General features: G+C 63.8%; 22 protein-coding genes. 13 read left to right on the top strand and 9 right to left on the bottom strand.

Features of this window, described 5'->3' with window-relative positions; all coding sequences use genetic code 11:
- The first annotated feature begins 6 nt into the window (after nucleotides 1-6).
- Both GOC52_RS10350 and GOC52_RS10345 read left to right on the top strand, forming a co-directional pair.
- On the top strand, nucleotides 7-1,068 hold the full coding sequence (locus tag GOC52_RS10350) for an XdhC family protein (RefSeq protein ID WP_191851361.1): 1,062 nt from the start codon (nucleotides 7-9) through the stop codon (nucleotides 1,066-1,068).
- Complete coding sequence (locus tag GOC52_RS10345; RefSeq protein WP_191851359.1) at nucleotides 1,044-1,670, top strand: nucleotidyltransferase family protein; 627 nt, start codon at nucleotides 1,044-1,046, stop codon at nucleotides 1,668-1,670. The genes GOC52_RS10350 and GOC52_RS10345 overlap by 25 nt, the downstream gene beginning before the upstream one ends.
- Before the next feature lie 103 nt (nucleotides 1,671-1,773).
- Here GOC52_RS10345 and GOC52_RS10340 read toward each other — a convergent pair whose 3' ends face one another.
- The 3 genes from GOC52_RS10340 to GOC52_RS10330 all read right to left on the bottom strand — a co-directional run bounded on the left by GOC52_RS10340 (nucleotide 1,774) and on the right by GOC52_RS10330 (nucleotide 3,294).
- Nucleotides 1,774-2,244, bottom strand: a complete 471-nt coding sequence (locus GOC52_RS10340; RefSeq protein WP_191851357.1) for a hypothetical protein — start codon at nucleotides 2,242-2,244, stop codon at nucleotides 1,774-1,776.
- Nucleotides 2,245-2,601 (bottom strand): hypothetical protein, encoded by a 357-nt coding sequence (locus GOC52_RS10335; protein ID WP_010485758.1) that lies wholly within the window; start codon nucleotides 2,599-2,601, stop codon nucleotides 2,245-2,247.
- Nucleotides 2,602-3,057: 456 nt separating this feature from the next.
- Complete coding sequence (locus GOC52_RS10330; protein ID WP_191851496.1) at nucleotides 3,058-3,294, bottom strand: hypothetical protein; 237 nt, start codon at nucleotides 3,292-3,294, stop codon at nucleotides 3,058-3,060.
- A gap of 159 nt (nucleotides 3,295-3,453) precedes the next feature.
- Here GOC52_RS10330 and GOC52_RS10325 point away from each other — a divergent pair, with 159 nt between their 5' ends.
- Nucleotides 3,454-6,162: an ATP-dependent DNA helicase gene (locus GOC52_RS10325; protein WP_191851355.1), complete on the top strand. Its 2,709-nt coding sequence runs from the start codon at nucleotides 3,454-3,456 to the stop codon at nucleotides 6,160-6,162.
- Nucleotides 6,163-6,394: 232 nt separating this feature from the next.
- Here GOC52_RS10325 and GOC52_RS10320 read toward each other — a convergent pair whose 3' ends face one another.
- Together GOC52_RS10320 and nudI are read right to left on the bottom strand one after the other, a co-directional pair.
- Complete coding sequence (locus tag GOC52_RS10320) at nucleotides 6,395-6,622, bottom strand: DUF3653 domain-containing protein (protein WP_238794439.1); 228 nt, start codon at nucleotides 6,620-6,622, stop codon at nucleotides 6,395-6,397.
- Between the two features lie 509 nt (nucleotides 6,623-7,131).
- Entirely contained in the window at nucleotides 7,132-7,563 is a 432-nt protein-coding gene (nudI, locus tag GOC52_RS10315) for a nucleoside triphosphatase NudI (protein WP_191851354.1), read from the bottom strand.
- Nucleotides 7,564-7,743: 180 nt separating this feature from the next.
- Between nudI and GOC52_RS10310 the strand changes: the two genes are divergently transcribed.
- A complete protein-coding gene (locus tag GOC52_RS10310) occupies nucleotides 7,744-9,939 on the top strand; it encodes an AsmA family protein (RefSeq protein WP_191851351.1) in 2,196 nt (731 codons plus the stop codon).
- Nucleotides 9,940-10,013: 74 nt separating this feature from the next.
- On the top strand, nucleotides 10,014-10,499 hold the full coding sequence (locus tag GOC52_RS10305; protein WP_057502820.1) for a TspO/MBR family protein: 486 nt from the start codon (nucleotides 10,014-10,016) through the stop codon (nucleotides 10,497-10,499).
- 16 nt (nucleotides 10,500-10,515) lie between these two features.
- Here the strand turns inward: GOC52_RS10305 and GOC52_RS10300 are convergent, their stop codons facing one another.
- Nucleotides 10,516-10,809 (bottom strand): hypothetical protein, encoded by a 294-nt coding sequence (locus GOC52_RS10300; protein WP_049409812.1) that lies wholly within the window; start codon nucleotides 10,807-10,809, stop codon nucleotides 10,516-10,518.
- 251 nt (nucleotides 10,810-11,060) lie between these two features.
- On the opposite strand from GOC52_RS10300, the gene GOC52_RS10295 reads away from it, so the two are divergent.
- Genes GOC52_RS10295 through GOC52_RS10285 form a run of 3 tightly spaced genes read left to right on the top strand, consistent with a single transcriptional unit; the run spans nucleotide 11,061 to nucleotide 16,154 of the window.
- Nucleotides 11,061-13,298 (top strand): ATP-binding protein, encoded by a 2,238-nt coding sequence (locus GOC52_RS10295; protein WP_191851349.1) that lies wholly within the window; start codon nucleotides 11,061-11,063, stop codon nucleotides 13,296-13,298.
- Nucleotides 13,295-13,762, top strand: coding sequence for a response regulator (locus GOC52_RS10290; protein ID WP_010485778.1), 468 nt, complete (start codon nucleotides 13,295-13,297; stop codon nucleotides 13,760-13,762). The genes GOC52_RS10295 and GOC52_RS10290 overlap by 4 nt, the downstream gene beginning before the upstream one ends.
- A complete protein-coding gene (locus GOC52_RS10285; protein WP_191851347.1) occupies nucleotides 13,755-16,154 on the top strand; it encodes a hybrid sensor histidine kinase/response regulator in 2,400 nt (799 codons plus the stop codon). Before GOC52_RS10290 ends, GOC52_RS10285 begins: the two co-directional genes overlap by 8 nt.
- Before the next feature lie 2 nt (nucleotides 16,155-16,156).
- Here the strand turns inward: GOC52_RS10285 and GOC52_RS10280 are convergent, their stop codons facing one another.
- Genes GOC52_RS10280 through GOC52_RS10270 form a run of 3 tightly spaced genes read right to left on the bottom strand, consistent with a single transcriptional unit; the run spans nucleotide 16,157 to nucleotide 18,155 of the window.
- A complete protein-coding gene (locus GOC52_RS10280; RefSeq protein ID WP_043395697.1) occupies nucleotides 16,157-16,849 on the bottom strand; it encodes a Rossmann-fold NAD(P)-binding domain-containing protein in 693 nt (230 codons plus the stop codon).
- Nucleotides 16,850-16,860: 11 nt separating this feature from the next.
- On the bottom strand, nucleotides 16,861-17,535 hold the full coding sequence (locus GOC52_RS10275; protein ID WP_019337473.1) for a ChrR family anti-sigma-E factor: 675 nt from the start codon (nucleotides 17,533-17,535) through the stop codon (nucleotides 16,861-16,863).
- A complete protein-coding gene (locus tag GOC52_RS10270) occupies nucleotides 17,532-18,155 on the bottom strand; it encodes a sigma-70 family RNA polymerase sigma factor (RefSeq protein ID WP_019337472.1) in 624 nt (207 codons plus the stop codon). The genes GOC52_RS10275 and GOC52_RS10270 overlap by 4 nt, the downstream gene beginning before the upstream one ends.
- Before the next feature lie 133 nt (nucleotides 18,156-18,288).
- Here GOC52_RS10270 and GOC52_RS10265 point away from each other — a divergent pair, with 133 nt between their 5' ends.
- The 5 genes from GOC52_RS10265 (at nucleotide 18,289) to GOC52_RS10245 (ending at nucleotide 23,387) form a co-directional block, all read left to right on the top strand.
- A complete protein-coding gene (locus GOC52_RS10265) occupies nucleotides 18,289-19,056 on the top strand; it encodes a hypothetical protein (RefSeq protein ID WP_191851345.1) in 768 nt (255 codons plus the stop codon).
- Between the two features lie 81 nt (nucleotides 19,057-19,137).
- A complete protein-coding gene (locus GOC52_RS10260; protein WP_191851343.1) occupies nucleotides 19,138-20,088 on the top strand; it encodes an acyl-CoA desaturase in 951 nt (316 codons plus the stop codon).
- Between the two features lies 1 nt (nucleotide 20,089).
- Nucleotides 20,090-21,367, top strand: coding sequence for an NAD(P)/FAD-dependent oxidoreductase (locus GOC52_RS10255; RefSeq protein WP_191851340.1), 1,278 nt, complete (start codon nucleotides 20,090-20,092; stop codon nucleotides 21,365-21,367).
- Nucleotides 21,364-22,131, top strand: coding sequence for a DUF1365 domain-containing protein (locus GOC52_RS10250; RefSeq protein ID WP_191851338.1), 768 nt, complete (start codon nucleotides 21,364-21,366; stop codon nucleotides 22,129-22,131). Before GOC52_RS10255 ends, GOC52_RS10250 begins: the two co-directional genes overlap by 4 nt.
- The gene (locus GOC52_RS10245) at nucleotides 22,128-23,387 is read left to right on the top strand and encodes an SAM-dependent methyltransferase (protein ID WP_191851336.1); all 1,260 of its coding nucleotides are present in this window, start codon (nucleotides 22,128-22,130) and stop codon (nucleotides 23,385-23,387) included. The genes GOC52_RS10250 and GOC52_RS10245 overlap by 4 nt, the downstream gene beginning before the upstream one ends.
- Nucleotide 23,388: the final 1 nt, after the last annotated feature.

The raw sequence follows: 23,388 nt of genomic DNA, 5'->3' as shown, positions 1-23,388 counted from the left end.
TTGCGCATGGACCGACCCGTAGCCTCACCCGCGCTGGAAGCTTCAGCGGCAGGCGGAGGGGAGCCCGGCGATCTTGCCGAGGACCTGTCCGCAGCGCCGGGCTTCCTCGCCGAAGGTAGCCCGCGCGGCGTACTCGAGACGGCCTTGACGCGCGTGCGCGCGGGGGAGCACGCCGTGCTCGCGCTGGTGCTGGAAACCGATGGCTCCACTTACGCCGGTGCCGGCGACATGGTGCTGTTCTGCAACGGCGGCCAGGTCGGCTGGCTCAGCGGCGGATGCCTGGAGCCGGAGCTCGCGCGACGCGCGGAGCAGGTGAGCGCGGCAGGGCGGGTCGACTGGATCGAGATCGACACCCGCAGTGACGACGATCTGTTAAGTGGGTCCGCGCTCGGGTGCCGCGGCCGGCTGCGGATTGCGCTTCTGCCGTTGCGTGCCATGTCCGGCATCGACGACGTCATCGAGGCCTGGTTGCGCGAGGGTGTGTCACTCCAGCGCGACCTTCGCAGGTCGGGGCAGGTCGTTTTCCGCGCTGGCCATCGCGAGCAGGCATGGCAGCTGCATCCGATGGACGGGGCACAGTCCTTTGGCGAGGTCGCATGGCATTTGCCGTTGCTCCGGCTTCCGCGGGCCCTGGTGTTGGGAGGCGGTCCCGAAACGCCCTCCCTGGTTCCGTTGCTGCGGGGCCTGGGGTGGCGGGTCAGCGTGGCCGAACGACGAGCGCGCTGGGCGTCAGCCGGGCAGTGCGCGGATGCGCATCTTCAGACCAGCCCGGCCGAGGCCCTTCATGGCGACCCGTGCGACGCGGCACTGGTGATGCATCACGATTTCGAACTGGACCGGGAGGCGCTGGTGGCCCTGGCTGATACCAAAGTTGCGTTCATTGGACTGCTGGGTCCGCGGCGAAGGCGCGAGGACCTGTTCAAGCTGCTGACACCGGATCAGCGCCACCGCCTTTCCCCGAGACTTCAATCACCGGTCGGCCTGAACATCGGCGGCCGAGGGCCAGAGGCGATTTCGCTCAGCATCGCCGCGCAGCTGCAGCAATGGCGAAGCGCGCACGGCAGGTGACTGACGCGCATGCGGTCGTCGTGCTGGCTGCCGGCGGGAGCACCCGACTTGGCCAGCCCAAGCAGCTTCTGACCCGGCAGGGCGAAACCCTGGTACATCGCGTGGTGCGGTTGGCGCGGGAGCTCGCGCCAGCGCAGGTCCTGGTCGTGGTGGGCGCGAACGCACAGGCCGTGACATCCAGCATTGCCGGGCTGGACGCCACTCCGGTAACCAACCACCACTGGGAACGCGGCCTGGCGAGCAGTCTGCAGGTTGCCGGCGTACACCTGCTGCCCACGGTGACCGCGGTGATGGTCGTGGCATGCGACCAGCCCGCAATCGAGCGCTCCCATCTGCAGGCGCTGCTCTCGGGTGTCCGCGCCTCGGCGTCAGGGTGTGCGGGTACCCGTCATGGAAACGCGCTTGGCGTTCCCGCAGTAGTGCCGCGTGCATGGTTCAACTCTGCGGGTGCAACCGGTGACCGCGGCTTCGGAGCGCGCTTGAGGCAACTTCCTGCCGATACGGTGCATGTCCTGCACGCACCGGAACTGGCCCTGGATATCGATACGCCAGAAGAGCTTGCGCGTGCGCGCGATGCGGGCTGGATCGATGCCGGGAGGTGACCCGCATGATCACTGGCCAATGCCTGTCGCGCAGGTGACGAGCGGCAGGGCCGGAGCCCGAACCCTCGCTGCCCGCAGCCTTGTAGAGTCGAGTCATGCTCGACTACGGCACGCCACATCGCGCCCCATCAGGCACATCACTGGCAAGACTCTGCAGCACCCGATCCAACAGAACAGGTTCCGGCACGCCAGCCAGTACCTGCTCCAGGTAATCCAACGGCTCCAACTGCCATTGGAGGAGCGCCCGCAACCGCACAACGGCAGGCGCCCGCTGCTTCGCGTCCAGTGAGACCTGCAACAGCAGATGTTGCGGGCGCCTCTCCAGCCACAGCACGGGTATGCCTCGGCAATGAACCTGGAACTCGGCATCTCGATGCCGCTCGACGAACTGGAAGCCCTGTCGTGGCCGAGCCTCCACGAACTGCACCGCTTGGCGGCGCAGCTGTGAAAAGCGATTGTCGGTGATGCTGTGGAAAGCGAGCTGCTCGGGCACCGGCGGTGCCGGCCACTGCGTCTGTGCCGCAACCACCACCGCAAGACAGAGCGCGGTGGCCGCCCAGCGCCACCAGGCCACTCAGCCCTCCGGATGCAGTCGGGTACTGGCGTGCGCGGTAAGGCCGATTCCGGCCATGATCAGCCCTTCCATCACGCGCGGGCCAACGTACTGCTCCAGCTCGCCATTCTCGCGGGCGCGCTGCGCGGCCAGCAGAATCTCCAGGACCACGCGAAGCCCGGCCAGCGAGCAATCGGTATCCGCCAAGGCGATGCGCCGGCCCGGCATCTGATGGCGCTCTGGCCACGGTTGACCATCGGAGGCGGCGCCCGAGCCGATGCTGTGCAGCAGGGCGATGAGGGTGTTCGGGTCGAGCGCAGGGCCGTTCGCAGGCGCGTCGTGGATGGGGTGAGGGGCAGGGGAGTGGGGCTGGGTCATGGCAGGGCTCCTTGCGTGCAGGCAGAAGCCGCCACCGATAAAGGTGGCGGGCGGTGCGTGGTTCGAAACCCGGCGTTCGCTGAACCGGCAGGCACAAGGCCTCCACGCACCGCCCGCCATAGCCGGCCGACGGATTGCCAGCCGGCACCACACAGGGTGATGCCGGCTGGCAAGCGTTTTACTTCAGCGAACTACCGGGGTTTCGAATCCCGGCCACCCGTTTCCGGTGGCACGCAAAGGAATACGCCCGGTTGTGCGCGATGCCAATGCAGTAAGGCCGATGCCGTCATCACTTTCAACATTTTCAGAATCGTTGCACATGGCGCAACGGGGCTGGAGCCTTGCGCCGCAAGGCTGTTGTCGATGTCGGCGGTGCACGCCTGACGAGTGTCGGCATCCGCCCGGCGAGGCCGTGAACGAGGCGGATGCGACAGGCCCGTCCAGCACATCCCAGTGTCAGTGACGCTTTAACGCGGCTTTGGTCCGTTCCAGCCATGCGGCATTGTGGTTGCGCGCGTGCCGCGACCAGCGCTGGGCATCTTCGATGATGCTGGCGAACACGTGCCGCCGCTGTTCACCCATGACAATCAACTCGCAGATCTGCTCAATGGAAACGCGATGTTCCCGAGCCCGGTGAACGAACGACAGGCGCCCCTGGTCCTCGACGAAGCAGCTTTCAAATTTGGAGTTCAAACGGCGCTATGCGCAAAGCGACTATTGCGCACTCATGAAACGATGGCCCGTCCAACTTAAAACCGAAAATCGCCAAATATTCCGACAATAGAATAGGTGGCATCGCCACTTGACAATGGGCTACTATTTCTCGGCGGCCCCGAACTGAAGGAATAGTAGATGGCAAGCGTAGCAGATCAGGTAATTCGCTCAAGTGCAGCCATTTGTGAAAACATCGCCGCACTGGGCGGCCAGCGCCCGCTACTCTCTCAGAATGTGCTTGCACAACTTCGCAACCTGGTAGAGGGTGCAATGGTATATCTCCACCAAGGCGGAGGCGCCGCGACTTTTACTTACGACGCAGTGAAGCCCGCCCAAGCTTATGTTCGCAGCCAAGGGAAACTAGGTTTCCTTGCCCGCTTTCATCGCCTGCTCCAGGCGAGCGCCTCACACTACACGCTTGATGGTGATTCTTCAGAGCGACTGATGCTCAAGTACTACGGCTACATGTACCGCCTGAGGACGTTGATGCGTAGCGCGTGCGGTATCAACATACTGGAGAACCTGGAGCGCTTCCCGTTCGATCTCGATCCGTCGCTACGAGAGTACCATCGTAAAATAGCTCAGCGAATTGAGCGGACTACTGGGGATCGCGTGGATCGCGAGCGCGGCGCTAGATACTATATCCACAAAATCCGACCATTCTTTGCAGACGGGCGGATCTACTATGAAGTTACATTTAATCGCGCAACTGATCGATCAAGCAAATCTAATCGAGTAATTGCCTTTACTGACATAGATCTTAACGACAGCTACTCCGCTTACCTGGTCCTTCAGAGTGATTCAATTCGCGTTCTGGAGCAGGACATGCCCATCACTATCATCAGGGCTTGGGATGTATCTATTAGGCCTTGCGAGCTAAAGAATCTCGGGCGAATTCTTGGCATCCATAGTCAGGTGTCCGGTGCATCGGCAGAATATAGACACCTAAATCAGTGGCTAACCAACACCGAGGGAAGTTTACTGGACCTAATGGAGATGGATCAGTACTCATATCATGCCGCGCGCTTTGTTTCTAAATCCACCGATACCCGGTTGGCGATCTACCCGATTCTTGACGAAGCACGCCGCATAGTTGGTGGATCTTTACCTGGCCACAATCTCGTCCGCTACCTCATTCTACGACTGCAGAATTCAGTGGTTCGTGGACAGTACTCGTCGGAACCATGCGCTCCACTTTCGAATTTATACCTAAAATTTGGCTGCATACCATTTGAGACAATGCCATTCTGCACCTCGCTTGTGGACCATAACCCTCGATTTTCTGATCTCATAGAGGCAATAGGCGCGGGCGATCGGAAGCACGAAATCATGGCGCGAAGAGTTCACATCAACGTCGAGCAGTATGGAATGCTATACACGGCCGCAGCAGAGCTCAAATCATTTGGTGACATCAGAGAGCTTGCGGATAAACACAATAGAAATTTGTACTACAAACATAGCCATCGAACGATCGAAGAAGACAAGGGCCACGTATTCATTCGCGGCTACGAAGAAGAGACGGCAACGATCGTAAAGAAGCTTCAAGCTAAAGCAAGTGGAGGGTTGGCCGGATACAGTAGTGCAATTTCGCGATGGCTTCAGCAAGCGTCGCAGCATGTGGATGACCCGGTTAAGAAAGACGCCCTTGAGCGCCTCTTTTCCGATTCCAAGGTAGCCCTAATCTATGGGGCAGCAGGCACAGGCAAATCGACCATGGTCGATCACATCGCAAACTTCTTTGGCGACAAGACCAAACTATTCCTCGCCCATACACACCCTGCGATCGACAACCTCATTCGCAAGGTCAATACTCAGAATGCGACGTTCCGAACGGTCAGCAAACATATCCACCAGGCGAGACTGGGCGTTGAATATGATCTACTTATTATCGACGAGTGTAGTACGGTCAGCAATTCAGCACTACTGAAGGTGCTCGAAAAGACCTCCTTTAAACTTCTCGTTCTTGTGGGTGACGTCTACCAAATTGAGTCCATTCAGTTCGGAAACTGGTTCTCGGTTATTCGCTCATTCCTTCCGGAGAGTGCCGTATTCGAGTTAACTACGCCTTTTAGAACGAGCAGCGAACCCCTCCTGCGCCTTTGGAACAAGGTTAGGCACATTGAAGATGATATAGATGAGGTCATTGCGAAAAATGGCTACTCAAGCATTTTAGACAGCACGTTATTTCAACGCGCAAGTGATGACGAGATCATACTTTGTCTTAATTATGATGGGCTGTATGGAATAAATAACATAAATCGATTCTTGCAAAGCGGAAACCTGAATCCTGCCGTTATTTGGCGAGAAGCAACCTACAAAGTTGGCGACCCAGTCCTGTTCAACGACTCCGGAAGGTTTCGCCCCGTTTTATATAATAATCTTAAAGGTCGAATCACAGCCATGCAGCAGAACCTGGAGTCACTTCAGTTTGACGTCCAAGTGGATCGACCTCTCACCGCCATGGATGTTGCTGGCACCGAATTGGAGTGGGTTGCCGATTCAACCATTCGTTTCTCAGTCACCGACCAAGATACCAGCGACGATGATGACGACGAAGCGCAGAATGTAGTTCCATTTCAGGTTGCATACGCCGTTTCTATTCATAAGGCACAGGGACTGGAGTATGACTCCGTGAAGGTTGTCGTAACCGACGCCAACGAAGACGACCTGACTCACAGCATTTTCTATACAGCAATCACTCGCTCCAAACGGGTGCTGCGTATCTTCTGGACCCCGGAGACTCAGCGCAAAGTCATTGAGAATCTTAGGCGCACAGTTAACCCAAAGGACGTCCAGCTTCTTTCAGTCCGAAAAGGATTAGTGCCCGTGCAAAAGCCTTCCATTTGAGAGCGCTCGCCTGTTCGACTTGACCAGCCGAAGATCCCGGACGCTTTATTGCCAATTCCTCTACGACGGCTTGCATGGTGGTCGTAGCTTCCAAGAGGAGCACAAAGGCAACACACTGAAGCCACATGTACAAGGTCGAATACGGCCGTTGATCAGGTTCGCGAGTTCCTCCGGGATCACGTCGGACTGCCGTTCTCGGCGAATCCTGAGGGCTTCGACTAGGCAGATGACGCTAGATTTCGCCTTGCAGGATGCTCTTTGGGGAGAGCGAGACCCGTGGAGCCGCCTCAGCCATCAACAGCCGCCATTCGCGTGCAATGTTGCAGGTCAGGGACCACCAAGCCATGTCGCATGGCTCCAGCTGATGACCTTCGGGCGTGAACATGTGCCCACCTTGGAATCCGAAACCGGCCGAAGGGCCGGTTAGATCTATGCGGTCGTGGGGATCCATCTTGATCATGCTGCGAGCTCATCCTTGGCGGGAGAACGAGCAGGTACGCAAGAGCCAAGCCAAAAGCCGCAGCCATAGCCGTATCGAGCCGAAGAACCGGATCAGGCCAAGCACTTCATTTCGCATAATGTATATTATGTTCAAAGCATCCCCGAGGACGCTGGCGTACCGCTCGCCTCAATCACCGGCCTTGCTATGCCAAGCCAAGAAGCCAGCCTCCCCAGCGTGCCCCTCGCGGCCTGGCAGCTACGGCTTCCTCCATCGTCCGATCAGAGTCTTGTGCATGACCCAGGCGATCCAGCCGCAGACCAAACCGCCCCCCGCGACAATGACAGCAAGGCAAACAAACCTGTAGGCGCCCAAAGCAGGACCTTCATCGTTCTCCCGCCTCCAATTGCATCGGCCGGTCACGTGCCATGACAGGAAAGTGTTTCCGTCCGGCGTGACGCGTCACGTTAATGGTCTATGGCAGTCCGCTGCCGCAGGCCCTCCATCTCAACCTGGCGCCCCTTTCTGCACTAGCTCGAAAGCAGCCCCTTCACCAGAAGCGTGATCCGAGTCGCCGCATTGAGGTCGTACGCACCCAGATCCTTCGGTTCCACCCAGGCATGGGCATCAAACTCTTCGTTGATCGTAACGTCACGGTTCAGTGCTTCGCAGTCGAAGATCAGGTAGATCATGTGAATCTGCTCGCTGGAACCGTCCGGATAGAGCTTGGTGCGGATGTCGTCGCGGAAGGTCCATGGTTGAACGGCACCGATCTGCAGCGCGTGCCCCAGCTCTTCGCGGATCTCCCGGCGCAGGCCTTCCTCGATGAGTTCGTCGGGCTCCAGCCCACCGCCGGACAGTGCCCATTGGCCCGGAAATGCACCACGATCCAACGGCATGCGGCACAGCAGATAGGCACCCTGGTTCTGGATCAGCGGGCATACGATGACGCGTTGTCTCACAGGGTCTTCCTTGGATGTTGGGCAGATGCCGGAAGGATTGTATGAAACCCGGCGGCATCCCGATGGGTTGCAATTGATTTAGCGTGGCAGGTCACAACGAATCTGCGCGACGCGCCGGCTTCACACCCTGCCGCCACCCACTTCGCAATAGTGCGGGGGTCCTCGTTGTTCGAGTGGTACATGTCCCCTCCTCCTGCGCCCGCACATCGCCTGCCCCGGCGATGGCGCATTGCCATCTACATCCTGCTGGGCTTGTATGTTGCCTACATCCTGGCCGGCAATATCTTCCTCAACACGCCACTGTTCGACCAGGTCACCAATCGCAAGCCACACAAGTTCGTGATGACCACGGGCCCGGCCATCACCCTGCTGCCCGGCCACGTGATCGCCTGGAACGTGCACATGCGCGGCCACGTCAACCACACCGTCTACGTGCTGCATGCCGACCGGGCAAGCGCCAGGCTGGCAGTCCTGCCGCTGTTCCAGCGCGAAGTGCGGGTTCCGCGCCTGCAGGCCACGGGCGTATCGGCCGAGATCAGCCGCGTTGACGAGGCCATTCCGCCGCCCCCGCGCAGCGACCAGGGCTGGACGCTGCGTTTCGATGCCATCCACAGCGACAGCATCCGCAGCGCCCGTTTCGGCAAGTTGCTGATCATCGGCAAGGGCCAGGGCACGGTCGGCTTCATCAAGCAGCTGCGCGGTGGCCCCTCGGAACTGCTCGATTCAACCGTCACGTTCAAGGGTGCGGACACCAGCTTCGATGGCGTGCAGGTGCTGGATGACATGAACCTTGCCGCACGCTTCAGCTATCCGCGTCATTACCGGGACCAGGCGCCGGGGCTCGCCAAACTGAAGATCCTGCATGCCCAGCTGGACGTTGATGCACGCAGCCAGGGGCTGCGCATGGATACGGATGTCACAAAGCCGAAGATCTCCAGCGCGCCCGTGCCCGGCCGCCTGCAGCTGGCGCTGCACCTGATCGACGGCCAACTGCAGCCCAAGGACCACGCGCTGTGGCAGGTGCCGCTCTATCTGGGTGACGGCGCCCCCGATCGCGGCGTGCTGGCCCTGCAGCTCAACGTGGCCAACGACCTGCGCCTGCAGGCCCGCCTGCCGCCAAAGCCCGGCTCAGGCAGCGAAGTGGACGCGGACCTGCACATCACAGGCCGTGATATCCCCTTCCAGGACCTCGCTCAGTTGTTGGAGCGCAGTTCCGGCACGGTGCGCGGCGAATGGACGTTCACCTCACTCAACTGGATCCCTGCCCTGTTCGTCCGCAAGCCGTGGCTGCAACTGGACGGCGGCGGCACACTGAAGGCCGACCTGCGGCTGCGCAACGGCGAGCTGAGCGAAGGCAGCACGGTGGACATTCCCTCTGCCGAAGCAGTTGCCGAGGTCGCCGGCGTCCGGCTTGCCGGTGCCGCCAGCGCGCACGGGGAACTGAAGTCAGGCGCTCCAAATCTGGCCCTGCTTGCCGTCCGCCTGCCCCGCTTCACCGCGCGTCCCACCGATGCCAAGGACGTTCGGCTGTTCGATGGTCGTGATCTGGCGCTGGATCTGACCGGCGACGGTCGCCTGCAGGAGCTGCGCAAGGGCGTGCGCGCGCACCTGAGCTTCAGCGAAGCCACCATTCCAGATCTGTCGGCCTACAACCGTTATCTCGGTTCAAAACAGGTGCGCCTGCTGCGCGGCACCGGCTCACTCAGCGGTGATGCCACCCTCGATACCGATGGCCGCGTTGGCCATGGCACGGCCCGGCTGTTGGGGCGCAACGCCAGTGCCAAGGTGGCGGGGCTGGACATGGGCGGCGACGTCGACGTGAACGCAACGCTGCGCCGTGGCGACTTCAACCAGCGCCACTTTGATCTGTCCGGCACCACGGTCGAGCTACGCAACGTGCAGGTGGCGGGTACGGAGCGCGCAACCGCCTGGAAAGGCCGCGCGGCCTTCAAACGTGGCCGTATCGATGCGCAGTCGCCATTCCAGGTGGATGCCACCACGGATCTGGATCTCAGCGATGCCCGTCCGTTGCTCGCGCTGTTCGCAGAGCGCACCGACTACCCACGCTGGACGCTGTCCCTCCTCGATTCCGGTCAGGTGCAGGCACAGGCGACGCTGCGCTGGCGCCCCGGCCATCTGGTCATCGATGGACTGCAGGCCGAGAATGATCGCCTGTCGGTACGCGCGCGGCTGGATCTTCTGGAACAGCGCAAACGCGGCGATCTCTACCTGCGCTGGGGACTGCTGGGGGCGGGCATCGAGCTGGACGGTGACCGGCGCCAATGGCATCTGTCCAAGGCACGTGAGTGGTTTGATCAACAGCCTTCCCTGCTGCCAGCAAGCCAAGGCACGAGCGCCGCCGGCTCTTCAGACTGAGAAGGCCCGCAGCCTGCATCCATTCGCGGCCTCTGCGCGTATACGGGAGCATGCGCATCAGGGAGCTGTACGGTATGAAGCGGAGTTCACAGATTTCCGGTCTTCTGGGATGGGTGACGATCACCTTCGCGGCGGCCGCCCTGGGCGCGTGGGCATCCACATCGGCGGCCACCTTCTACGCCACCCTTGCCCTCCCCGGGTGGGCGCCACCGGCCAGCGTCTTTGGCCCGGTGTGGACGCTGCTTTACGCCATGATGGCGATTGCCGCGTGGCTGGCCTGGCGCGAACGTGGCTGGCGTGGGGCACGACCCGCGCTGGTGCTCTATCTGGTGCAGCTGGCCGTCAACGCACTGTGGAGCTGGCTCTTCTTCGGCTGGAGGCTGGGCGCGCTTGCCTTCGCCGACATTCTTCTATTGATTGTGCTGGTGTGCGCGACGATCGTCACGTTCGCGCGCACCCGCCCGATTGCGGGGGTGCTGCTGCTTCCTTACCTGGCCTGGATTTCGTTCGCCTCGGCGCTCAACTTTGCGGTATGGCGAGCCAATCCCGGACTGCTGTGACAAGGTCGCCTGCCGCTCATGCCTGGGCAATGGCCTGCGGGCGCCAGGTCCGCAGCAGGGCCGGCTTGAATGCCTGCTGGCCGCAGCCGGTGGGGCACCGCACCACCCGTGCCGCAGTATGGCTGACCAGGCCCTGCCCTTCTTCGGCCTTGAAGATCGTCTCGCAGGACAGGCAGCGGGCAACCAGCGAATACAGGTGCAGCAGCCGGCCACTGGCCGGGTCCTGCAGCGCATCCACATCCAGCAGTTCAAACTGGCAGCTGTCAGCCAGCATGCGGTACGGGGACAGGGGCGCGGGCTGCAGGTTCACGGGGCGGTCGCTCAGGGAAGTGGATCCACTCTAGGCAATGACCTGTCGAGCTGATGTGCAGCGGAGATGTATTCTTCGCGAAAACTGCAAGTGCTCGACCTCGTCCCCACATGAAGAATTCAGCTTGGACAGAAGCACGCTTCACACGCATACACTGGTAGGCGAATGCATGATTTTGCTTCACCATTGAGGGGTACCGGATGTACCACTGGGCCTTTCCAGCCATCCACAAATGATGAGTCCCGCCCTTGATGCCTTCTGCTGAGTCCGCGCACGACACTGCCTTGTCCAGTTGCGCGCGCGAACCGATCCACACCCCCGGCGCGATCCAGCCCTACGGTGTGCTTCTGGTCGTTGAACCGCAGTCCCTGCAGGTGCGCGAGCGCGCCATCAGCCATCCCGGCCTGCTGCAGCAGTTCGGCGAACCGTTGACGCAGCATGTCAGCGAGGTGTTTGGCGGCGTGCTGGCGCCGTTCCAGGGCCTGTTCCAGCAGGCCGTGATCGGCAGCAGTGCCCATGTCGGTGCCGTGCATCTGGATGGCCACGGCCGGCATCAGTTGCTGGTGCACCGTTCCGCCAACGATCTGCTGGTCGAACTGGAAGCACCGGTTCCCGGCCAACCGGGCTCACTGGAAGAACTGTATCCGGCCATCCGCGAGCTGATGACCGGCATTGAATCGGCGGCGACCGTGGAAGACCTGTGCAGGCTTGCGGCCGCGCACATGCGGCGGCTCACCGGCTTTGACCGCACCCTGGTCTATCAGTTCGATGCCGGCTGGAACGGCATCGTGGTGGCTGAGGATGGCAACGGCCTGTTGCCGTCCTACCTGGACCTGCGCTTCCCTGAGTCGGACATTCCCGCGCAGGCCCGCGAACTATATCGGCGCAACCGGGTCCGCCTGATTGCGGACAACAACTACACCCCGGCCCCGCTGATGCGGGCCGAGGACCATCGCGACGCGCCGCCCACCGACCTGAGCCTGGCCGTGCTGCGCAGCGTCTCGCCGGTACACCTGCACTACATGCGCAACATGGGAACCGGTGCGTCGATGTCGGTATCGTTGGTGCATGAAGGCCGGCTGTGGGGCCTGGTGTCCTGTCACACCGTGCAGCCGCGCCGCCTGCCGTACCACGTGCGTACTGCCTGCGAGTTCATGGGCCAGATCCTGTCGCTGCAGATTGCGTTGAAGGAGCGTGCGCGTGCGATCGAAGAGCGCGTGGCCCGGCGTTCTGTGCTGGTCAAGCTGCTGGCACGCATGGCCGGTGATGAGGACTTCATGGCCGCACTGCGCGACGACGAGGCCAGCCTGCTGTCGCTGACTGGCGCGGCCGGCGCGGTGATCGTGCACAAGGGCGATTGCCTGCGTGTCGGCCAGTGCCCTTCTGCCAGCGACGTGCTGGCCCTGGCGAATTGGCTGGCCACGCAGCAGGCCGGCCAGGAAACCTACTGCACCGATCACCTGGCAGCCGACTGGTCGCCTGCCGCGCACCTGGCCGACGTCGCCAGCGGCCTGCTGGCGGTGTCCATTTCGCAGCTGCATGACAGTTACCTGATGTGGTTCCGCCCGGAAGTGGTGCGCACCGTGCGCTGGGGTGGCGATCCCCGCAAGGAAGCAGCACCGGGCGTGGCGCTGTCCCCGCGCAACTCGTTCGAGGCCTGGAAGGAGACCGTGCAGCAGCGCAGTCTGCCGTGGAGCGACGCTGACTGCGACGCGGCACACGAGATGCGCACGGCCATCGTCGATATCGTGTTGCGCAAGGCCGAGGAAATGGCCGAACTGAATGAGCAGCTGCTCCGCAGCAACAAGGAACTGGAAGCCTTCTCCTACTCGGTCAGCCACGACCTGCGCGCTCCGTTCCGTCACATTGTCGGTTATTCCGAACTGCTGGGCAGCTCGGCGGGCGAGCGCCTGAACGATACCGAGCGCCGCTTCCTGGACACGATCGTGGAATCGGCCAAGTCCGCCGGAACACTGGTGGATGACCTGCTCAGCTTCTCGCAGATGGGGCGCTCCACCCTGGGGCGTGTGCGGATGGACATGACCGCGCTGGCCGAGGATGTGCGCCGGAGCCTGGCCCTGGACTACGCCGGCCGCGACGTGCAGTGGGCGCTCGCACCGCTGCCGGAGGTCGAAGCCGATCCGACGATGCTGCGCCTGGTCTGGCAGAACCTGCTGGCCAACGCGATCAAGTTCACCCGCGAGCGCGACCAGGCTGTTATCGAGGTTGGTCACGAACGCAGCGACGACGAAGAACACTTCTTCGTGCGCGACAACGGCTGCGGCTTCGACATGCGCTACGTCGACAAGCTGTTCGGCGTGTTCCAACGCCTGCATCACGTCGAAGAGTTCGAAGGCACGGGCATCGGCCTGGCCAATGTACGCCGCATCATCAGCCGCCATGGCGGCCGTACCTGGGCCGAGGGCGAGCCCGGCAAGGGCGCCACCATTCACTTCACCCTACCCCGTTCCACAGGAGATCACCCATGAGGGACCTGCGGCCGATCCTCCTGGTTGAGGACAGCCCCAAGGATGCAGAGCTGACTCTGGCCGCATTGTCGCGCTGCCAGTTGCTGAACGATGTCATCCATGTACGCGACGGCGCCGAAGCGCTGGACTACCTGCGCTGCGAAGGCAAGTTTGCCGGCGCCATGCACGGCGGCCCGGTGGTGGTGCTGCTGGACCTGAAGCTGCCCAAGGTCAACGGCCTGGAGGTGCTGGAACAGGTGCGTAGCGACCCGGATCTGAGCAGCACGCCGGTGGTGATGCTGACCTCTTCGCGTGAAGAGCAGGACCTGGTTCGCAGTTACGAACTGGGCGTCAACGCATTCGTGGTCAAGCCGGTCGACTTCAAGGAGTTCTTCGACGCCATCCAGGGGCTGGGCATGTTCTGGGGCATCACCAACCAGCCGCCGCCGCATCGGCCCAACGGCTCGGGGCAGCACAATGCGTGATGGATCGCGCCGCAGCGAGCGCCTGCGCATCCTCATGCTGGAGGACAGCGCGCTTGATGCGGAGCTGATCAGCGCACAGTTGCAGCGCGCCGGCCTCGACTTCGAGGCCGAGCGCCTGTGGACCCGCAATGCGTTCATCGAGGCCATCGACAACCGTGCGTTCGACGTGATCCTCGCCGATCATGTCCTGCCAGGCTTCGATGGTGACGCAGCACTTGCCCTGGCACGCGAACGCGTGCCGCAGACGCCTTTCATCTTTGTTTCCGGCACGCTGACCGAGGAACTGGCGGTACAGGCACTCACGCGCGGCGCGCGCGACTACGTGGTGAAGCAACGCCTGCAACGCTTGCCCGATGCGATCCGCCGCGCCCGCCAGGAGGCGCACGAGCGTACCCAGCTGGCCAATGCGCAGGCCGCGCTGAACGAAAGCCAGGCCCAGCTGCAGCAGGTAACCGATGCCGTCCCGGCGCTGATCGCCCAGTTGGACAAGGACCATCGCTACCGGTTTGCCAACAAGGCGTTCCTGGACTGGCACGGATTCAGCCTTGCAGAACTGTTGGGTCGCGCGGCACGGGATGTCAGCGGGACTTCTGCCTTCGAGCACGCCCTGCCCAGCCTGGAGCGGGTATTGCGGGGCGAACGCACCAGCTTCCAGGTCGAACTGATCCACCGCAGCGGCGAATCACGGTTCGTGCAGATGGACTGCGTGCCTGAGCAAGCCGCCGATGGCAGCGTGGTCGGCTACATCTGCATGGGCAGCGATGTTTCACTGTTGAAGAAGGCCGAACTGGCGCTGCGCGAGGACAACCAGGTACTCGAACGACAGGTGCAGGCGCGCACCACCGAACTGAGGGCCAGCAAGCGGCGCCTGCAGGCGATCTTCGAATCCAGCTTCCAGCATCAGGTGCTGCTGGATCTGTCCGGACGCGTGGTTGATGCCAATGACGCGTCACTGGCCGCGGTGCTGGCAGACAAGGGGGACGTCATTGGCCAGCGCTTTGGCGAATCGATCTGGTTCGGCACAACCGATGGCATCGGCGCGCTGATCGACCGGGCCGTCGCCGCAGCCGTACAGGGCCGCAGTTCGTTGCATGCACTGGAGCTGGAGCTCCCGACCGGCCGGCGCAGCTTCGATTTCTCGTTCCGTCCGCTGCTGGATACCGAAGGCGTGGTCACAGCCGTGGTTTCCGAGGCGGTGGAAACCACCGCGCGGCTGCAGGCTGAACATGCGCTGCGCCAGTCACAGAAGATCGAGGCGGTCGGCCAGCTCACCGGCGGCATCGCGCATGATTTCAACAACATCCTGACGGTCATCTCCGGCAACATCGAGCACGCCATGCTGCTGAACGAGCGCGCGGGCGAAGCCGGAGCGACGGTCAGCCGTGCGCTGGACAATGCGCTGAAGGGCGTGGGCCGTGCCGCCAGCCTGACCCAGCGCCTGCTGGCCTTTGCCCGACGCCAGCCGCTGCACAGCCAGGCCGCCAACCTCAACGAGCGCCTGCTGGACATGCACGACATGCTGCAGCGTGCGCTGGGCGAGCTGGTGCAGCTGGAGATCCGCAGCGCCCAGGACATCTGGTGCGTGGAGATCGACGTGAGCCAGCTGGAGGCCTCCGTACTGAACCTGGCGGTCAATGCCCGCGATGCGATGCCACATGGCGGCCGGCTGGTGATCGAGGTCGACAACAGCCACCTCGACCACGATTACGCCGCCTTGTTCCCGGATGCAACGCCGGGCGAGTACGTGATGCTGCGGGTGCGCGACAACGGCCACGGCATGGACGCGGCTACCCTGGCGCGCGTGTTCGAACCGTTCTTCACTACCAAGCAGGTCGGCCGCGGCACCGGGCTTGGTCTGTCGATGGTGCATGGCTTCGTCAAGCAGTCCGGCGGCCACGTGCTGATCGATTCGGTGGAAGGCGGCGGCACCAGTATCACCATGATGTTCCCGCGCTCACCGCTGGCCCTGCCCTGCGAAGCACGTGCGCCGCAGGTTGGCCTGGCCGGTTACGCGCCGCGCGAGGAAACCGTCCTGGTGGCCGAGGACAACGACGATGTGCGCGCGCACACGGTTGATTCACTGCGCCTGCTGGGCTACCGCGTACTGGAAGCGCATGACGGACCATCCGCGCTGAGGTTGCTGGAGCGGCCGGACACCAGGGTCGACCTGCTGTTCTCCGACGTGGTGATGCCCGGCATGTCGGGCTGGGAGCTGGTCCGCGAGGTCCGCGAGCGCTGGCCAGAAATTGCCGTGCTTTTCACATCGGGCTATCCACGCGACCACGAAGCGGTGGGCAGTCAGGGGCGGTTCCCAGCGCTGCTGCCGAAGCCGTTTACCCGCAGTGACCTTGCGCAGGCGGTACGCACCGCGCTGGACGCTGCCGCGCACTGAGCTCACGCGGCCGGATCACGCATGCCTGCCGCGATCCGGTTGATGTCCGCGCACTCCACCGTCGCAGGCGGATGCTCTCTTCCGGCCAGTGCGATCATCGCCTGGCCCACCGCCAGATTGCTGGTGACCAGTGAAGGGACGAGTGCGCCAGCCAGTTTCATCAACGGCGCGCCACCCCAGTACAAGGGCTTGAGCACCGCGTGGCGCGTGCCGGTTCCCGATACCGGCCGCACGCCGCCCGGGCGCAGCATCACGGTACGCACCGGCAGGGCCTGCAATGCGACCTCGGTCTCGCCCTTGATCCTCAACGGCATCAGCCGGCTCCGAGGGTCCGCACCGGCACCGGATACATACAAAAAAAACCCTTCGGGATTCGCAGCCGCCCAGGCACGGGCCACCGCCAATGTCGTGTCCAAGGTCACGCGCCGGTATTCGGCCTCAGTGGTGCCGACCGGTGGTGCGCCGGCGCAATAGAAGCAGGCATCGAACCCGGCCAGTTCTTCCAACCGCCCCTGGATACGCAGGAAGTCCGGAACGATCAGTTCGCTGCCGGCACCGCTCAGACTTCCCGGGTGGCGGACCAGCGCTGTCAGGCCGGACACATGTGGTGAGCGTTGGCAAGCCAACGCCACACCCTGCCCGACCAGGCCTGCGGCACCGGTCAACAGAATCCGTAATGCGCCCGTCCCGGCCATCGTCGCCCCCGCTAGAGTTTCACGAAACGCTGGATCTTCCGCGCCAGCCAGCCACTGAACACCAACGGTGCATCCAACGCGGACACGCAGATGCAGGGAACCCCGGGCGCAGTCACCGGCTGATGCTCCACGTCTTCATCCAGATCCGCCACGTCGCCGGGCGCGAACAGCCCTAGCGCATCGTTGTACGAGCCCCGCAGGATCTGGGTCAGCTCGCTGCGGCCGTGGCTGTGCATCGGCAGGCACTTGCCCGGGGCGATCTTCAGCATGATCAGCGAAGGCATCTGCTCTGCACGGATGCAGTGCACACCCGGCGCCATCCAGCGCCAGCGCAGGCCACTGAGCGACGCACCGAAATACGGGTGAAGCGAAGCAGGAAGATGGTCCGGATCGGCCTCGGGCCGCTCCTTCGGCACGGGGCGTGCGACCCCAGCCATGGCCATCGGCGCTTCCGCGGCCAGTTGCATCAGCATCGCCTCACGCAGCTGTTCGCGTCGCGTGTCGGCTGCGGGTGGCTGGGTCTGCTCCAGCAGCACCGAGCCGATCGCCTCTGCGTCGCGCAGGCGGTGACGGCAATGCGGGCACTGCTCCAGATGAGCACCGGCCACGATGCTCAATGGCGCCGGCAGCGCGCCGGCGGCATAGCTCATCAGGGTGGATTCGTGCAGGTGGTGATGCGGGTTCACGACGCACCTCCCACTTTGGCCTGCAGTTGCAGAAACGCGCGGCGCAGGTGTGATTTGACCGTCCCCAGCGGCATGCCCAGCGCCTCTGAGATCTCGCTGTGGCTCTTGGCCTCGAAATAGGACATCCGCACCAGCCGCGCCTGCACCGCGGGCAACTCGTTGATGCGCTGGCGCAGCCGTGCCTGGTCTGCGAACTGCTCGGCGCTGCTGCGCTCGATCACGTCAAGTGTGGCAGCATCCTCCACCGCTGACTGCACCTGCATCCAGCTTCGCTCGCGACGGATGCGATCGATATGCAGGTTCCGCGCAATCCGGTACAGCCACGTACTCAGCGCGCCCTGGGCCGCATCGTAGTCGGCCGCTCGCAGCCACAGGCGCAGCAGGCATTCCTGCGCCAGTTCCTCGGCAACCGCATCCGGTGCACCCAGGCCGCGCAGGTACACGCACAATCGCGGCATGAAGTAGTCGTAGATCCGCATGAAACAGTCGCGGTCGCGCAGCCGCGCCACGCCGTCCATGTCACCGGCCCAGTTCGTCGGCTCGCTGCTCGGCTGCTGGGAACTGGACACGGTGCGTGCGCTATCGAAGTTGAGGAGTGTGCTGGCGGCGTCAGGGTACATCTGGGTTCGCAGCGGGCGGGTGAAGGTCTGTCCTCTGTACGCGCAGGGGCAGCAATTGGATGCAGCCGGCGCTGTGCATCCAACCGGCCGCCGCTGCCGTACGCCCTGAGCCCTCCCTTCCGGATCACGACCCATGCGCACTGCCTGGCTGCTGCTGTGCCTGCCTCACGCCGCGCTGGCGGCACCCTGGCTGCGAAGCGAGGGCGTGGCCACCTCCGCGCAGGGCGGCGTCCTCTACCGTGAAGTGCACTGGCGGCGCGAGGCAACGGAGGGCGCCGAGCGCTGGGTGCTGTACCAGTGCCCGGGTGGTCAACCCTTCGCCCGCAAGCATCTGCCCGCCAGTACCCGCCCGCAGGCACGGGGTTACTCGCTGGAAGACCGCCGCAGCGGCCAGGCTGCTGTAGTCGATGCCACTGGCGACTCGGTGTCGATTGCCTGGAAGGAGGATGCCGCCAGCGAGCTGCGGCGGCGCCAGCTTGAACTGCCACCGGACGCGGTGATCGATGCAGGGTTCGACGCCGCGGTGCGCGCGCACTGGCCGGCGCTGCTGCGCGGCGAACGCATCAGCCTGCCGTTCCTGGTGCCGGGACGGCAGCGCTATTTCCCGGTGCAGGTGCGGCGCATCGGTCCGGTACGTTGGCAGGGTATCGATGGCCAATCGATCGAGGTCAGTCTGGACACCTGGTACGGCGGCGTCGCGCCCCGCCTGTCACTGGTCTATGCCAACGCCGACCGTCGCTTGCTGGAGTTCCGAGGCACCAGCAACCTGCGTGATGCCCGCGGCAGCTACCCGCAGGTGACGGTGCGCTTCAGCTCGCCAGCTGCCGAACGCCCGGCAAGCGACTGGCAGCGGGTATGGACCCAGCCCTTGGTTGACGGCTGCACCGTGACGCCCGGGTGAAGGCGAAATTTTCCGCGTCGCGTCGCATCCACTGCACGCTCTGCTGCGTACAGATAGCCAAGACACCCGCCGAGATCCGCCATGGCCTCTGTAGTGCCCCTCCCCCGTCGACGCTGGCGCCTGCTGCGTACGTTGCAGCGGTGGGTCGATACCAGCAATGCCACAGAGACCACCGGCGAACAGCCAGGACGCATCGACTGGATGCGCGCGGTACCCTTTGCACTGATGCACCTGGCCTGCTTCGCGGTGATCTGGGTGGGCGTGTCATGGACGGCGGTCGTCATGGCCACCGCGCTTTACGCAGTGCGCATGTTCGCCATCACGGCGTTCTATCACCGCTACTTCTCGCACCGCACCTTCCAGGCATCGCGTCCGGTGCAGTTCGTGTTCGCAGTCATCGGCGCCTCCAGCGTGCAGCGCGGGCCGCTGTGGTGGGCTGCCCATCATCGCCACCACCATCGGCATGCCGACCAGCGGTTGGATCCGCATTCACCGCGCGAAGGCGGCTTCTGGCGCAGCCACATGGGCTGGTTCCTCACCCGCGAGGCCTTCGCCACCGATCTGTCGCGGGTACCTGACCTGGCGCGCTTCGCCGAGCTGCGCTGGCTCGACCGCTTCGATACGGCAGTGCCGGTACTGCTGGCCGCAGCGCTGTACGCGCTGGGTGCTGGACTGGAACGCTGGGCGCCCGACCTGCAGACCAATGGCCCGCAGCTGCTGGTGTGGGGCTTCTTCATTTCCACCATCGTGCTGTTCCATGCCACCGTCACCATCAATTCGCTGGCGCACCGCTTTGGCCGCCGCCGCTTCGAGACCCGCGACGACAGCCGCAACAACCTGTGGCTGGCGCTGCTCACCTTCGGTGAGGGCTGGCACAACAACCATCATTTCTTTCCCGGCACTGTGCGCCAGGGCTTCCGCTGGTGGGAAGTGGACCTGACCTGGTACGGGCTGCGCGCGATGGCGGCGCTGGGCCTGGTCAAAGGGCTCAAGCCCATCCCCGAGTGGGTTCTGGCCAAGGCGAGGTACTGAGATGCGCATCGCGGTCATCGGCTCGGGTATCGCGGGGCTGGCCAGTGCCTGGTGGCTGGATGGCCAGCACGACGTCACGCTGTTCGAGGCCAACGATTACCTCGGCGGGCACACCCATACCCACGACGTGCAGGTGGCGGGCAGAGGCATGGCGGTGGATACCGGTTTCATCGTCTTCAACCCCCAGCACTATCCCTTGCTGACGGCGCTGTTCGACGAGTTGGGCGTGGCCTCGCAACCGACCACGATGAGTTTCTCCATGCACAGTGAGCGCAGCGGTGTGGAGTACAACGCCACCTCGCTGGATGGGCTGTTCTGCCAGCGCCGCAATCTGGTATCGCCGCGCTTCTGGGGCATGCTGGCCGACCTGCGCCGGTTCTATCGCGACGCGCCGTTGCTGCTGGCCGAAGAAGACGGTCCCACGCTCGGCGAGTACCTGCGCAGCCAGCGCTATGGCGAGGCGTTCATCGACGAGCACCTGCTGCCGATGGCCTCGGCGCTGTGGTCCTCACCGGCGGTCACCGTGCAGGACTTCCCGGCGCGCTACTTGGCCCAGTTCATGGCTAATCACCAGATGCTGCAGATGACCGGCCGTCCGAGCTGGCGGGTAGTCAGCGGCGGATCGGCGCGCTACGTGGATGCGCTGCGTCGCCGCTGGCGGGTGCATGAGCGGCTGCAATGCCCCGTCAGCACCGTCGAACGCATGCTCTGGGGCGCACGCGTGCACAGCGCTGCCGGCGTGGAGGCCTTCGACGAAGTGATCCTGGCCTGCCACAGCGACCAGGCGCTGGCCCTGCTGGCCGATGCGGACGCTGGCGAACGTGAGGTGCTGGGCGCCATCCGCTATCAGTCCAACGAGGCGGTGCTGCATACCGATGCCTCGTTGCTGCCGCGCAATCGCAAGGCCTGGGCAGCGTGGAACGCGCACGTGCCGCAGGATCGCGCCGCGCCCTGCACCGTCAGCTACTGCATGAATCTGCTTCAGGGCCTGCCCGGCGACACCCCCCTGGTAGTGACGCTTAACCGCAGCGAGGCAATCGACCCCAGCAAGGTGCTGCGAACCCTGCATTACGCGCATCCCGTACACGACCACGCCGCAGTGCGGGCACAGCAGCGCTGGGCGGAACTGCAGGGCCGTCGCCACACCTGGTTTGCAGGCGCCTATTGGGGTTGGGGCTTCCACGAGGATGGTATCCGCAGTGCCCGACGCGTGGTCGACGCCCTGCAGGCCTGCGCGCCACACCAGCGGGCACAGGCTCCGGGCGAGGTGGCGGCATGAGCGCCAGTGCGCTCTATTTCGGGCAGGTGATGCATCGCCGGCATCATCCGCATCCGCATGCGTTCCGTTACCCGGTTGCACAACTGCTGCTCGACCTGGATGAACTGGAGACCGTGTTTGTTGGGCGCTGGCTGTGGTCGGTCAATCGCCGCAATCTGGCCGAATTCCGCCGCAGCGACTACTTCGGCGACCCCGCCCGGCCACTGGCCGATGCGGTGCGCGACCACGCTGCGGGCACGCTCGGCTACCGGCCGACCGGCCCGGTGCGCCTGCTCACCCATCTCCGCTTCGCCGGGCATGTCTTCAACCCGGTCAGCTTCTACTACTGCTACCAGGCCGACGGCCGCACGCTGGACTGCATCGTCGCCGAGATCACCAACACGCCCTGGAAGGAACGACACACCTATGTGCTGCCGGTCACTACCGCCACGCACGAAGGCAGTTCACTGCGTTGGCAGTTCGACAAGTGCTTCCATGTCTCGCCGTTCATGCCGATGGACTGCCGCTACGACTGGCGCTTCAACCGCCCGGACCAGGACCTGCGCGTGCACATGCAGGTCTGGCGCGACGGCGTGCGCCAGTTCGATGCCACCCAGGCCATGCAGCGACGTGCCCTGGATGGCCGCGGACTGGCCCGGGTTCTGGCCTGCTATCCCCTGATGACCACCCAGGTGGTGGCCGCCATCCACTGGCACGCACTGCGGCTATGGCTGAAGCGCAACCCCGTACACGACCACCCCACCCTTGCCGGGAAACCGCGATGAACTCGATGACACCTTCGGTGGCCCTGCCGCGCCCCGGTGCGCTGGACGCCTTCCTGCGCCGCCGCCTGCTGGCGCAGCTTGCCCCCCTGCGCGACGGCCGCCTATGCGTGCGCGATGCACTCGGCGAAGTCTGGCTGGGCGACGCCCGTGGCGAACTGCATGTCACTGTCACCATCAATGACCCCGCGTTCTATCGCAAGGTTGCTGCCCAAGGCAGTGTGGGCGCAGGTGAGAGCTATATCCAGGGCGAGTGGCACTGCGATGATCTGGTTGCCCTGATACAACTGCTGGTACGCAACCGCGAACTGCTGGACGGCATGGAGCAGGGCCCGGCCCGTGTGGCTGGCTGGCTGCTGCGCGGATGGAACCGGCTGCACCGCAACAGCCGTGAGGGCAGCCGGCGCAACATCGCCGCCCACTACGACCTGGGCAACGATTTCTTCGCCCTGTTCCTGTCGCCTGACCTGATGTATTCGTCGGCGCTGTTCACCGGCGAATCCGAATCGCTGGAGTCCGCCTCGCGCCGCAAGCTGGACCGCATCTGCCAGCAGCTCCAGCTCAAGCCGGGCGATCGCGTGGTGGAGATCGGCACCGGCTGGGGTGGTTTTGCGCTGCACGCCGCGCAGCACTACGGCTGCCACGTCACCACCACCACCATCTCCGCCGAGCAGCACGCGCTGGCTGCCCAGCGCGTGCAGGCAGCGGGCCTGCAGGACCATGTCACGCTGCTGATGCAGGACTACCGCGACCTGCAGGGCCAGTTCGACAAGCTGGTATCGATCGAGATGATCGAAGCCATCGGCGCGGAATACCTGGACACCTACATGGGCACGCTGCAGCGACTGCTGAAGCCTGATGGTGTTGCCCTGCTGCAGGCCATCACCATCGAGGATCATCGCTACGAGCAGGCCCGGCGCAGCGTCGACTACATCAAGCGCTATGTGTTCCCGGGCAGCTTCATCCCATCGATCAACGCGATCATGGCCGCCAAGACGCGTTCCAGCGACCTGCAGCTGATCGCCCAGCAGGACTTCGGCCATTCCTACGCGCTGACCCTGCGCGCCTGGCGCCAACGCTTCCTTGCGCAGCTGCCTGCCGTGCAGGCGCAGGGGTTCGATACCCGCTTCTGCCGCCTCTGGGATTTCTACCTGGCCTACTGCGAAGGCGGCTTCCTGGAGCGTTCGATCGGCGTCTCGCATCTGTTGTTGGCGCGCCCGGGCCATCGGCCCGCGGGCGCACCGGGTGAAGGCAACTGAA

Source organism: Stenotrophomonas sp. SXG-1, from assembly GCF_014083965.1.
GTDB lineage: Bacteria > Pseudomonadota > Gammaproteobacteria > Xanthomonadales > Xanthomonadaceae > Stenotrophomonas > Stenotrophomonas geniculata.
This window is presented reverse-complemented; position numbering and strand designations above follow the sequence as displayed.

Bases quoted from the DNA above. Each gene is read 5' to 3' on its own strand.
- GOC52_RS10350 (WP_191851361.1), top strand. From the start codon at position 7: ATGGACCGACCCGTAGCCTCACCCGCGCTGGAAGCTTCAGCGGCAGGC.
- GOC52_RS10345 (WP_191851359.1), top strand. From the start codon at position 1,044: ATGGCGAAGCGCGCACGGCAGGTGACTGACGCGCATGCGGTCGTCGTG.
- GOC52_RS10335 (WP_010485758.1), bottom strand. From the start codon at position 2,601: ATGACCCAGCCCCACTCCCCTGCCCCTCACCCCATCCACGACGCGCCT.
- GOC52_RS10325 (WP_191851355.1), top strand. From the start codon at position 3,454: ATGGCAAGCGTAGCAGATCAGGTAATTCGCTCAAGTGCAGCCATTTGT.
- GOC52_RS10320 (WP_238794439.1), bottom strand. From the start codon at position 6,622: ATGATCAAGATGGATCCCCACGACCGCATAGATCTAACCGGCCCTTCG.
- GOC52_RS10310 (WP_191851351.1), top strand. From the start codon at position 7,744: ATGTCCCCTCCTCCTGCGCCCGCACATCGCCTGCCCCGGCGATGGCGC.
- GOC52_RS10305 (WP_057502820.1), top strand. From the start codon at position 10,014: ATGAAGCGGAGTTCACAGATTTCCGGTCTTCTGGGATGGGTGACGATC.
- GOC52_RS10295 (WP_191851349.1), top strand. From the start codon at position 11,061: ATGCCTTCTGCTGAGTCCGCGCACGACACTGCCTTGTCCAGTTGCGCG.
- GOC52_RS10290 (WP_010485778.1), top strand. From the start codon at position 13,295: ATGAGGGACCTGCGGCCGATCCTCCTGGTTGAGGACAGCCCCAAGGAT.
- GOC52_RS10285 (WP_191851347.1), top strand. From the start codon at position 13,755: ATGCGTGATGGATCGCGCCGCAGCGAGCGCCTGCGCATCCTCATGCTG.
- GOC52_RS10280 (WP_043395697.1), bottom strand. From the start codon at position 16,849: ATGGCCGGGACGGGCGCATTACGGATTCTGTTGACCGGTGCCGCAGGC.
- GOC52_RS10270 (WP_019337472.1), bottom strand. From the start codon at position 18,155: ATGTACCCTGACGCCGCCAGCACACTCCTCAACTTCGATAGCGCACGC.
- GOC52_RS10265 (WP_191851345.1), top strand. From the start codon at position 18,289: ATGCGCACTGCCTGGCTGCTGCTGTGCCTGCCTCACGCCGCGCTGGCG.
- GOC52_RS10260 (WP_191851343.1), top strand. From the start codon at position 19,138: ATGGCCTCTGTAGTGCCCCTCCCCCGTCGACGCTGGCGCCTGCTGCGT.
- GOC52_RS10255 (WP_191851340.1), top strand. From the start codon at position 20,090: ATGCGCATCGCGGTCATCGGCTCGGGTATCGCGGGGCTGGCCAGTGCC.
- GOC52_RS10250 (WP_191851338.1), top strand. From the start codon at position 21,364: ATGAGCGCCAGTGCGCTCTATTTCGGGCAGGTGATGCATCGCCGGCAT.
- GOC52_RS10245 (WP_191851336.1), top strand. From the start codon at position 22,128: ATGAACTCGATGACACCTTCGGTGGCCCTGCCGCGCCCCGGTGCGCTG.